Annotated in this window: 12 protein-coding genes; 4 read left to right on the forward strand and 8 right to left on the reverse strand. The window is 29.4% G+C overall.

Going from position 1 to position 11,693, the window contains the following annotated elements:
• Positions 1 to 640 (forward strand): flavodoxin family protein (locus ACY1IQ_RS00005; protein WP_461612017.1); only part of this gene is annotated, 640 nt, incomplete at its 5' end.
• Between the two features lie 324 nt (positions 641 to 964).
• On the opposite strand, the gene ACY1IQ_RS00010 is transcribed toward ACY1IQ_RS00005, so the two are convergent.
• From ACY1IQ_RS00010 to ACY1IQ_RS00025, 4 genes are read right to left on the reverse strand one after another with little or no spacing between them, the layout of a single operon-like run.
• Positions 965 to 1,747, reverse strand: coding sequence for an ABC transporter ATP-binding protein (locus tag ACY1IQ_RS00010; protein WP_461612018.1), 783 nt, complete (start codon positions 1,745 to 1,747; stop codon positions 965 to 967).
• Between the two features lie 12 nt (positions 1,748 to 1,759).
• Positions 1,760 to 2,782, reverse strand: coding sequence for a FecCD family ABC transporter permease (locus tag ACY1IQ_RS00015; protein ID WP_461612019.1), 1,023 nt, complete (start codon positions 2,780 to 2,782; stop codon positions 1,760 to 1,762).
• On the reverse strand, positions 2,775 to 3,782 hold the full coding sequence (locus ACY1IQ_RS00020) for a FecCD family ABC transporter permease (protein ID WP_461612020.1): 1,008 nt from the start codon (positions 3,780 to 3,782) through the stop codon (positions 2,775 to 2,777). The genes ACY1IQ_RS00015 and ACY1IQ_RS00020 overlap by 8 nt, the downstream gene beginning before the upstream one ends.
• A gap of 20 nt (positions 3,783 to 3,802) precedes the next feature.
• A complete protein-coding gene (locus tag ACY1IQ_RS00025; RefSeq protein WP_461612021.1) occupies positions 3,803 to 4,792 on the reverse strand; it encodes an iron-hydroxamate ABC transporter substrate-binding protein in 990 nt (329 codons plus the stop codon).
• Positions 4,793 to 5,347: 555 nt separating this feature from the next.
• Here ACY1IQ_RS00025 and ACY1IQ_RS00030 point away from each other — a divergent pair.
• The 3 genes from ACY1IQ_RS00030 to ACY1IQ_RS00040 are packed head-to-tail and all read left to right on the forward strand — an operon-like array spanning position 5,348 to position 8,665.
• Positions 5,348 to 6,109: a nucleotide-binding protein gene (locus ACY1IQ_RS00030; RefSeq protein ID WP_461612022.1), complete on the forward strand. Its 762-nt coding sequence runs from the start codon at positions 5,348 to 5,350 to the stop codon at positions 6,107 to 6,109.
• Between the two features lie 31 nt (positions 6,110 to 6,140).
• Positions 6,141 to 7,457 carry a nitrogenase component 1 gene (locus ACY1IQ_RS00035; RefSeq protein WP_461612023.1) on the forward strand — a complete coding sequence of 439 codons (1,317 nt, stop codon included), beginning with the start codon at positions 6,141 to 6,143 and terminating at the stop codon, positions 7,455 to 7,457.
• Positions 7,457 to 8,665, forward strand: coding sequence for a nitrogenase component 1 (locus tag ACY1IQ_RS00040; RefSeq protein ID WP_461612024.1), 1,209 nt, complete (start codon positions 7,457 to 7,459; stop codon positions 8,663 to 8,665). The genes ACY1IQ_RS00035 and ACY1IQ_RS00040 overlap by 1 nt, the downstream gene beginning before the upstream one ends.
• A gap of 260 nt (positions 8,666 to 8,925) precedes the next feature.
• Here ACY1IQ_RS00040 and ACY1IQ_RS00045 read toward each other — a convergent pair whose 3' ends face one another.
• The 4 genes from ACY1IQ_RS00045 to ACY1IQ_RS00060 form a co-directional block, all read right to left on the reverse strand.
• Entirely contained in the window at positions 8,926 to 9,282 is a 357-nt protein-coding gene (locus tag ACY1IQ_RS00045; RefSeq protein WP_461612025.1) for an MmcQ/YjbR family DNA-binding protein, read from the reverse strand.
• Positions 9,283 to 9,374: 92 nt separating this feature from the next.
• Positions 9,375 to 10,019: an MBL fold metallo-hydrolase gene (locus ACY1IQ_RS00050; RefSeq protein ID WP_461612026.1), complete on the reverse strand. Its 645-nt coding sequence runs from the start codon at positions 10,017 to 10,019 to the stop codon at positions 9,375 to 9,377.
• Between the two features lie 352 nt (positions 10,020 to 10,371).
• Positions 10,372 to 11,232, reverse strand: a complete 861-nt coding sequence (locus ACY1IQ_RS00055) for a DUF2268 domain-containing putative Zn-dependent protease (RefSeq protein WP_461612027.1) — start codon at positions 11,230 to 11,232, stop codon at positions 10,372 to 10,374.
• A gap of 257 nt (positions 11,233 to 11,489) precedes the next feature.
• Positions 11,490 to 11,615 (reverse strand): hypothetical protein, encoded by a 126-nt coding sequence (locus tag ACY1IQ_RS00060; RefSeq protein ID WP_461612028.1) that lies wholly within the window; start codon positions 11,613 to 11,615, stop codon positions 11,490 to 11,492.
• Positions 11,616 to 11,693: the final 78 nt, after the last annotated feature.

An 11,693-nucleotide genomic window follows, 5' to 3' on the forward strand; every position in this document is an offset into this window, starting at 1 on the left:
GAAAGTAATAGCAATTAACGGTAGTCCAAGAAAAAATGCTAATACAGCTACTCTTTTAAAAAAGGCACTTGAAGGAGCATCATCACAAGGCGCAGAAACAGAACTTATTAATCTTTATGATTTTAACTACAAAGGTTGCATCAGCTGCTTTGCCTGTAAAAGGATAGGTGGTAAAAGTTACGGAAAATGTGCAATAAATGATGATTTGACAGCAATTTTAAAAAAAATTGAGGAAGCTGATGCTCTTATTTTTGGATCTCCTATTTATTTTGGTGATACAACTGGAGCCATTAGGTCTTTTATGGAACGTTTAATGTTCCCTTATACTGTGTATGAAGAGAATTATCCCTCTCTTTTTAAGAAAAAAATATCAACCGGTTTTATATATACAATGAATATTAGTGATGATTATGTAGATAAAGCTGGATATAAACATAACTTTAAAATTACAGAAAATTTTATGAGAAACATTTTTGGCTCATCAGAATCATTACTTGTTACTGATACCTATCAATTTGATGATTACTCCAAATACGTTTCAACAGTGTGGAGTGAAGAAAAGAAAGCAAAAAGACGAGAGAAAGAATTCCCAAATGACTGCAAAAAAGCTTTTGAAATGGGGGTAAGATTTGCTCAATAAATTGTTTAAATAGATAAAATTCTAATGTTAAATATTTATATTATTATTTTTAGATATAATAAAGGACCTACTTTAATGCAGTAAGTCCTTTATTAATTGAATATTGACAATGGACAATTGACAATTAATGATGAAATTAATTTTAGACAGATTAATTTCTTAAAAATCTAATTAAAAACATAGGTTTTTAATTATCTTCTAATAGAAATCTCCTAAAATTTATTATATAAAAACAAAATAATAAATTTTAGAAAATACATCATTTAAGAAATTCTCATGCTTTGCTGAGAATTCACCGCAATTGTCCATTGTCAATTATCAATTTTATAAACTATCATATCCAAAGCATACAGGAGATCCATTTTCTTCATCAATCATAATTCTTGCTTCAATGTTAAAAACTTCTTTGAGCACAGGTTTTGTAATTATTTCTTCTGGCTTTCCTACTGCAATTATTTTTCCGCCTTTCATTGCTACAATATTATGAGAAAATCTTGATGCATGATTAATATCATGCAGAACCATAACTACAGTGCACCTTCTTTCTTTATTTAGCTCTTCTACAATTTTAAGTACTTCTAGTTGATGGGACATATCAAGATAAGTAGTAGGTTCATCAAGAAGTAATATATCTGTTTCTTGAGCTAATGCCATGGCTAACCATACTTTTTGTCTCTGCCCGCCAGATAAACAACCTATTTCACGATCTTTAAAATCAGTAACTTTTGTGATATTTATAGCCCAATCTATAATTTCTTTATCTTTAGCTGTCAATTTATTCATCTTCTTACAATGAGGAAATCTTCCATAAGAAATTAATTCTTCAACCTTTAACTCTGGAGGAGCTACAGGATTTTGTGGAAGAAGAGCTAAATCCTTTGCAATATCTTTTGTATGAATTTTAGTAATGTTCTCTCCTCTTAAATAGACAGCTCCACTGCTTGACTTTATAATACGCCCCATAGTTTTTAATAAAGTAGACTTTCCACATCCATTAGGTCCAATAATAGTAGTTACTTTTCCTTCTTCTATTTCTAAATCTATATCTTTGAACACTTTAAAGTTTTCATAGCATGTTTCTAATTTATTAACTTCTAATATACTCACTTTAATCACCTTCTATACTTTTGCTTTTAATAGTAGATACACAAAATAAGGTATGCCAACTATAGAAATAACAATTCCAACAGACAATTCTGCAGGAGCAAATACTGTTCTTCCAATAAAATCGGAAACTATAACCAATAACATCCCTATTAATCCAGCTACTGGAATGGCTCTCTTATGTTGTATTCCAACTAAACTTTTTGAAATATGAGGTGCAAGTAATCCTACAAATCCAATATTACCTGATACAGAAACACATGCACTAACAATACCTATGGCTGACAATAATAATATAGCTTTTTCTCTTTCAGTAGATATTCCTAGACTTTTAACTGTATTTTCTTCTAATTGAAAGAGATCTAAAATGAATGCTTTTTTTAAAATAACAGGAAATAAAACAACTACCCAAGGTATTATAGATAAAATATATTTCCAATTAGCATTCCATATACTTCCGTTAATCCAAACTGTAGCCATTTCAAAATCTGAAGGGTTCATTTTTAAGGATATAAATAGTGAAACTGCTCCTAAGCCTGAACTTATTGCTATCCCTACTAAAATGAGCCTTTGGGTATCTAACCTGCCATTTTTCCAAGCAAAAAGATAAATTAATATAGCTGATGTAAGTCCACCTATTAAACCAAATAAAGGCATGGTAAAAATAGAAAACCATCCTGTATTATTAATATTTCCTTGAAATAGGAACATGAATAAAACAATTGCCATTCCAGCTCCTGCATTTATACCTAAAATTCCTGGATCAGCTAAACCATTTTTCGTTATTCCTTGAATTACTGTTCCCGCAATTCCAAATCCAAATCCTACTAAAGCTCCAATTACAACTCTAGGAAGACGAAATTCAAATATAACCAGATCATTATTTGGATCAGGATTTATTCTAAATATTGTGTCTATCAAATCCTTAATAGAAATATCATAAGTACCATTACTTATACTTATATACATTACTACTAAAATTAAAATAATACTTACTACAATTACAGTACTATATCTTTTTAAGGAATCTCTACGCATTTTTCTGCCCTCCTTTAGTCCTTGCTAAATATAAAAAGAAAGGCACTCCTATAAGAGAAGTTACAACTCCTATTGGTGTTTCAAAAGGATAATTCAAAAATCTACTTACTATATCACAAACTGCTAAAAATATAGCTCCAGTAACCGCAGAACATGGAATAATCCACCTATAATCACTTCCAATTAAGAATCTAATTATATGAGGTATTATAAGTCCAATGAAAGCTATTTTCCCTGCCAAAGCTACCGATATTCCTGTTAGTATAACAACCGTAGTCATAGCAATAATTTTTATAAGTCCGGTTCTTTGTCCAAGACTAATTGAAATTTCATCTCCCAAGGATAATATTGTTATAGATTTAGATATTGCCATTGCAGCTATCATCCCCACTATAGCAAAAGGTATTATAAACTTTATTTTATCTGGGGTAATTTGATGAAGCCTAGCATTGTACCAAAAACTTATGTTTTGTGAAACTTGAAAATATGTAGACAAAGCCAAAGAAATACTACTTAAAAAAGCACCTGTAATTGTTCCAATAATGGCAAGCTTTACTGGTGACATCCCATTTGGCAAAAGGGATGCTAGTCCAAAAATTATTAATGCTCCAATGGCAGAACCTATAAAAGACCAGATAATTAAACTCAATGAAGATGCTTCTGGGAAAAATATCATACAAATTGTAACTGCAAAAACTGAGCCATCGGAAACTCCCATAATAGAAGGGGATGCAAGGTAGTTCCTTGTCACCCCCTGCATTAATGCTCCAGATACTGCTAAAAATGCTCCAATTAAAAGTGCACTTATAACTCTCGGTAAACGAGAATACATTATAATTTGATGATTTACGTTGGTTGAATCAAAATTTAAGAAAGCATCTCTTATTATGTTTATATCAATGTCCTTTGCTCCATAGAGGATTGATAAAACCACTGTTAACACTATAATTATTGGCGATATTGATAAAATTAACATTGGTTTTGAAATCTTTTTTGACATAACACTATGTTCACTCCTAATTATTTAGATAACTCTGATACAGCCGCCTTTAAGAAATTTGATTTACTCCAAGCAGTTCCCCCTTGAGCTAATGGATCAACAGTATTTACAAAAACTTTTCCTTCTTTTACTGCATTAATACTTTTCCAAATTGGATTATTGTTTAGTTCTTCTAATGCTTTAGGCTTGTCTGCATTTTCATTCTCTGAAAATTGAACAAAAATATAATCTGGATTTAATTCTGAAAACTTTTCTAGTGAAATCTCTTCTTGAGCTTTTGCAGCCTTTACTGGTTCTGGAGCTGTTAATCCTAAGTCATTATAAAGAACTGGATTAAAGAATACAGTTTCAGGATAAATAAATATATTTCCATTTCTTATTCTTATAGTAACTACTTTTTTATCTTTCATTTTATCACCAAGTTTTTCCTTAGCTTCTTTTGCATCTTCTTTATATTTCTCTATAATTTCTTTTGCTTTATCCTCTTTACCACTTAATTGACCCATAAGCATAAGGTTATCTTCCCAATCTGTAGATATGTGTGAAACTGGTATAGTATCCTTTACTTTATTTAACTTTTCTAAAGTTTCAGCTGGAAATTTAGTTGATCCTAATATTATATCTGGTTTTAATGATAAAATAGTTTCAATATTAGGTTGAATTTTCTCTCCTATAGGTTTTGTTTCAGCTGTTATTTCTTTAAACATTGCAGGAAATTCTCCACCTACAGTAATTGCACCTAAAGGTTTTACATCAAGCATTAGTGCATCTTCCATTGACTCCATAGTTCCTGTTATAACAATCTTCGCATCCTTGCTTGGCACTGTATATTCCTTTCCTAAATAGGTTATCTTCTTTTCTTTATTTTCTTGTTGTGATTCATTAGTACTTTGTTGTACCTCCTTATTAGCATTTGTGCTACCCTCTTCACTATTATTTTTACTACCACATCCAGTTACACCAGCAGCTACTAATGCTGATAAAGTTAACACTAATAATCTTTTTTTCATTAACATCTACTCCCCTTTAATACGTTATGTATTTTTATATGCATACAGTACTTAACCTACTAAAATTAAGATTTAAGTACTTATGTGCCATATATAATTAAATTTAATATTTGATATAAGATTTTATTTATATAAACTTTTAACTGATAATGAATATCATTATTGATTATACTTATTAATAGTTATATTTGTCAATAAATTATTTATTTTCCTTGTAAAAATTATTCTATTTATATTTCTTTTACGCAGAAAAATCTTTAATTAGCTTGCTTTTACAGCATCTAAACCACTTATTATAAATATCTAAAATAAGATTATTAGTAAAGAAAATATATATAAGATTTTATTTATAAACCAATTAAGCGGCACTGTACAATCATGATATTTTTTAATCTAAACTTAAAATTATTCCAAGATTTAGATGTTTGTTTACTTGCCCATTTTTTAGTTAGATGATATAATTCAGTTTGTTTATATTTTTGATAATGATTATCATTATCTTATATAAATAATATATAACAATAAATAGTCAAACTTAAAATAGGGGGATTATAAATGAAAAGAATTGCAATATATGGGAAAGGTGGAATAGGTAAATCTACAACAGTATCTAACATTTCTGCTGCACTTTCTGCTATGGGAAAAAGAGTATTACAAATTGGCTGTGATCCTAAAGCAGATTCAACTAGAAATTTAACTTACGGTAAGCCTATTCCAACTGTACTTGAAACTTTAAGAAATATCGATGATAGTGATTTAACTTTAAAAGATTTAGTATTTGAAAGTGACAGTGGAGTTCTTTGTGTAGAAGCTGGTGGTCCTATGCCAGGAGTAGGATGTGCAGGAAGAGGTATAATAACTGCCTTTGAAAAATTAGAGGAACTTGATGCTTATGAATACTATAAGCCTGATGTAGTTCTTTATGATGTTCTAGGAGATGTAGTTTGCGGCGGTTTTTCTATGCCAATAAGAGGAGGCTATGCTGATGAAGTATGCATTGTCACCTCTGGAGAAATGATGTCTCTTTACGCAGCAAGCAATATTTCCTATGCCGTAAAAAACTTTGGAAAAATGGGCTATGCTTCTCTAAAAGGTCTCATTTTTAACGCTAAAAACTTTGAAGGTGAAAAAGAATTAGTAGAAAAGACCGCAGAAGAAATTGAAACGGAAATAATTTATAGCATAGCTAGAGATCCATTAGTTCAGAAAGCAGAAGCTATGGGTATGACTGTTGTACAAGCATTTCCAGATAGTGAAATGGCAAAAAAATATCATAATCTTGCGAATATAATTTACGGAAATAAAATTAATGAATAAATTTTGTAAGATTATTTACAAGAGGTGAATTATGGAAATCAATTCTATTTTAAAAGAAAATACTGCTATTGATAATTTAAGAAAACTTTCAGATATAAAAAAAGATAAGGATATTAAGCAAGGTGCACATGCCATTTATCCTGGTCCTAGATGTCCTCTTGCATTAGTAACTAATGTTTTTTCAGGAATAAAGGGAGCTTCCACATTAATAGTTGGTACAGCTGAGTGCACTTATTATAATAAAAATATCTCCATATCTTCTAAAGATGAATTTGATGAAAATACTACTTGGTCTTATTCTTTAGATCCAAAGGAAGTTATTTTTGGCTGTAGAGATGGTATTATTGAGGCATTGCAAGAAATAGATAAAACAGGTACAGAGGTAATAATCTTAGTATCTGCTTGCGTTCCTGAAATGATTGGTGAGGATTTTCAAGGAATAACCCGTAAAGCAAATTCTATTTTAAATTCAAAGGTAATTCATATAAATGCTGCTCATTTTAAATGTTATAGTTCTGTACCATCAAAAGAGGCTTCTTTAAGTTCTCTTTGCGATATTATGGAAAAACAAAATGTTGAAAAAAATACTATTAATATTTTAGGTGAAGGGTCTAATAAGATTCATAAAAGTGAAGTTATAACTTTGTTAAAAAAGTATGATATAAAGGTCAATTGTACAATTCCACATAATCTAACAATTGATTCTTTACGTAAAGCTCCTTCTGCTGGGCTTTCTATTGTTACAGATATAGCAGCATTGCCATTAGCTGAAAAAATTTATGAGAAGTTTGGAACCCCATATGTTCTTTTTCCTCACCTTTTAGATATTGATGAAATAAAAAATGCTTACGAGGAAATAGCTAGTCATTTAGATATATCTATAGAAAGTGAAGTAGAAGAACTTTATATAAAAACTAAAGAACAAATAGAAACCTATAAACCTGTTCTTAAAGGAAAAATATTTGCCAGTGGATATATGACATTAGATCCATTTATTCATTCAGCATTTCTTTCATCTTTAGGGATGAAACCAGTATACATAGAAGCAGATTATTTTTTTGATAAAAATAAATTATGGAGTAACAAAATACTTTCATTAGATTGTAATCCTTATATAGGACATACATTTAATTTTAGTACTATAAATAGAGCTTTAAGTTCATTTCCTATAGATTATTTCTTTGGTTATACACCAATAGAAAAAAGTGAAACATCATCTATGCAATGTATAAGATATAAATCTGGTGATTTTGAACTTGGATTTGAACAACCTTTAAGCCTCCTTAAAAATATCTGCTCCGTAGATAAATCTTATAACCATGAAACTAATAAGGAGGTGAATGAATAGTGGCTCTTTATAAATACTATCCTATACCTTCTGATAGAATGGGATCACTTTGGACACTATTACCTATAAAAGATGCTTATATACTAGAATTTGGTACATCAGGAACTACCAGATTTGAATTAAACAGTTTTGCCAGAATGCAAGGTGAGCAAAATAGTAAAATCTTTACTACTCACTTAGATGAAACTGATATAGCGCTAGGAGAAATGACTCGTCTTGATAAGGCAATCGATGAAATTATTAAAGCTCATAATCCACCTGTACTTTTTGTTATGCCATCTACCCTTTCAGCAACTATGGGATCAGATATTGCTATGAATTGTAGAAAATATCAAAAGAAGCATAGTAATACACAAATAATACCTATAAAAAATGATGGCTTTCAAGGAAATTGGACTATGGGAATTCGAGATACACTCGATACCTTAGTAAAAACTCTTCCTGTAGATGTGAAGAAAACAGAAAACTTAACTTTTAATATAATAGGGTCTTGTGCAGATGATTTTAACTATCTTTCAGACATATATGAAATTAAGAGAATATTAAAGGAATGTTTTAATGCTAAACCAATTTGTATAATGACTTCTGATACTAATATTTCTGACATAAAATCTATGGGAGCATCTCATGTAAATATTGTACTGAGAAATGAAGGTATTAATGCTGCTAAAACTTTAAAAAATCGTTTTGGAACGCCTTATGTTTTGGGAAAACCTTACGGTCTTAAGGGAACTTTACAATGGATTGAAAAAATTTCAGAAATCTTAAAAGTGAAATGTAATGATGAATTTATAAAATCTGAAGTAAATGAGTTAGAAACTTCGCTAAAAGTTGCATCATCTTATACTGCTCAATTTAACAAACCTTCAATTGTTATGGGAGGTCATTTTGATGTAGTGAGTGGATTAAAAGATTTTTTAAAGGATGAAGCTGGATTTAACATATCTCATGCATGGTGTACTTCTCCTAATATGAAAACAGATATCATTCCATTTTATAAAGAAAATCAATGGGAAGAAATAATTAAAAAAGAAAATTATCAAATTCTTATGGGTAATGCTGTTACACTTAGTTTATGTAAAAATAAATGTAAAAAAATACAAATAGATATTCCAAATTATGAATTTTACTTTTTAAAATATCCTTATACACCTTATGTAGGTTTTAGAGGAGCATTGCATTTACTAAATAAATGCTTAAATCCTTAAAATAACACACAGTTTACAATGTAGAATTATAAATAAGCTAATTTTTTCTACTAATGTATTGCTACTTTCCACTTCTGGAAACAATACCTATAAACTTAACTATAATAAATATACGTATTACAATTAAAGTATTAGTTAATATATTAAATACTACAATTGTAAACTGTGCTTTATGAATTTAATAATTATAATTGCAACATTAAAAAACATCAGCTTTTTCCCATGAAGACAGCTTTGAAATATATAAGCCATCTTTTATTTTATCCAATAATATCTTTTTGCATTTTCTTACTCAAAGAATTTAATACTAATTCATATGACATATCTATCATTTGTTTTAAAATATCATCTGGAACCTCACGATCTAAATATACAGAGTTCCAGTGTTGTTTATTCATATAATATCCTGCAACAATGTCTTTATATTCTTCTCGTAAATGTTGTCCAAATAGTGGTTCACACTTTAATGTAATAATTGGTTTTTTATCTTTGTCTCCCCCCTGCATAGCAAACATTTTACCTCCTATGAGATATCTTGTTGCATCCCATTCTATCTTAAAGTCTTTTACTGCTCCACTTTTAGAAAGACAATACTCATCAAGCCATTCATATTTCATATAAAACACCTTCAATTCTAATTAATAAATTACATCTTAATATAAAACAATTATGTAACTTATTTATGCGCTAATTTTAACATTATTTTCCGTTATAATTTGCTTAGTATTTTATCTATAATTTCCTTTCCTTGCACTACATTATGTCCTGAAATGCAAGTATCAAAATCTATATTTGTATATTTTAAAAGTGTATTAGTATATACCTTTGGTTCGCAACAAAGACTTGGAATAATTTCATCCATATTATCTCCAATATTATCTCCTACATTAATTACATTTTCTTCCTCATCGATAATACTTATTGAGTCAATTGTATGTCCAGGGGTATATATAATCCTTATTTTATCTTCTGGAAAATACAATTCCTCCTCAAATACTAAATTAGGCAAATACATTTCTACTTCACCACAAACATAATCCCTATTTTTTTGCATCATTACTTCCCAGTTTGATTCTATCATTTCTCTACATAATTTATGAGATATAATTATATTATCTTTCATGGAACTGTTACCCCATATATGGTCCCAATGATAATGTGTATTAATTACCACTACTGGCTTAGGATCATTTTTTATATATTCCTTTATAGGAGCAATCCCTAAAGAACCTAGTCCGGTGTCGATAATATAATTATTTTTTTCTCCCATAATTAAATGCATATTTAAATCCCATGAAGCTGATGGATAACTAGTAAATATAACATTTCTATTTTTTATTTTTTGAATTTCCATTAATTTATCCCTCTCTCCTTATCAAATTTTATAAAATATAACAGTATATTCCCTTCGCTGTTCATAAACTCCTGCTACATTCATTATAATAAACAATGACTGACCCCATGGTGTCAGTCATTGTTTTATTCTAATATTTTATTTGCATTTAGGCATATGAAAATAAATAACAAGTCAAAGATGCGACGGATATTTTGTGAAATACGATGACTTGGAATCTACTAATAGTGGTGCTATTAGTAGATTCCAAGGAAGAAGTAGTTCGCAAAATAAACTAGTATACTGACTAGTTATTTATTTGAATGTACCTTATCTTAAATATTTAAGTTCTACTACTTCACAATTTATAATTTTATATAAAACATCCTGATTTTTTCATTATTATATCACTGTCTATTAATGTTGCTTCCTCTACTGAAATGCCTGTATTTTTTATAAATCCTTGCACTGCATGATATCCTACTGCATATCCTGCACTAACTGGTATACCTGTAGATTCACATCCCTCAACATTTACAAGTTGATCTCCAAATACATATTTACGAACTTCATTAAATCCAGTAATATCAAGTGCATCTCCTATAATTTCAAAGGATTTTTCTAAATCCTTACCTTGGACTGATGTTACCCATGGTCCTATAAATTCATCTCCATATAAGCTTGCTGCAAAACTTTCTGCTAACCCCTCTAAGGCTATATATTGACTAACAGATACATTCATAAAATTCCACTTTACATTTTTCATAAGTACATTATGATGAAATTCATGTGCTATAATTGACTTTAAACGTGGTAAATTATATTCATTAGGTGCAATTACTATTTGAATATATCCTGGGATTGATCCCATACCAGTATAGCCTTTCATATTTACAAGGAATTCAGGATTTCCTATGAAAATTCCCAGGGTAATACTTTCTGGTAAATTTATATTAATATTTTTAAACCTTTCAACGGATTCCTCAAGTGCTTCCTTAGCCATAATCCAAGCATTTCCCTCCTGAAGCATACCTAGCATATCATTTATTTCATCATCATGACCATTAGGCGGTAAATATCCCATCATTTCAGGTTCCATTTTCATATTCATTATATTATACATAAACTCAAATGGCTTAGCTAAATTGCTTTCATAAAATTCTAAACGATTTTCCTTAGGTAAATTAATCAATTCTTTATATAAATTATAAGTATCTAAAATTTTAATCTCCATACTATTTTCCCTCTATCTAAGTAGTTAGCATTAGAATACTAACTACGTTTATTTTTTATTTGAAAATATTTTCTATATTTAGTGGTGTTAACCCCATCTACAATCTTATAATAATCCTTTACGGACCGTTAAGGTCAACAGTTATTTTAAAAAATTATAATAAAAACCTTAATTACCAATATAATGGTGATTAAGGCTTGTTAGTCTACAATATAAGCTTTTAAATTTTATGGTGTTAATTCTAGTGGAATTATTAGTTATATAACATAATCAATATAGGCGTTATTCTTAATTTGCTTAAAGTTTTCTTTCTTCTCTAAAATTACTACATAACCTATATCATCTTCGCACTTTAGCCTTTTCGCTCCGTATTCCTTATCCAAAATCTGTGGTATCTCTTGAGTATTCTCTTGAATTTCTGCGGAAGAGATTTAAAACCTTTCTTTTTCATTCAAATGTCC

It is taken from the genome of Clostridium sp. Marseille-QA1073 (assembly GCF_054863625.1).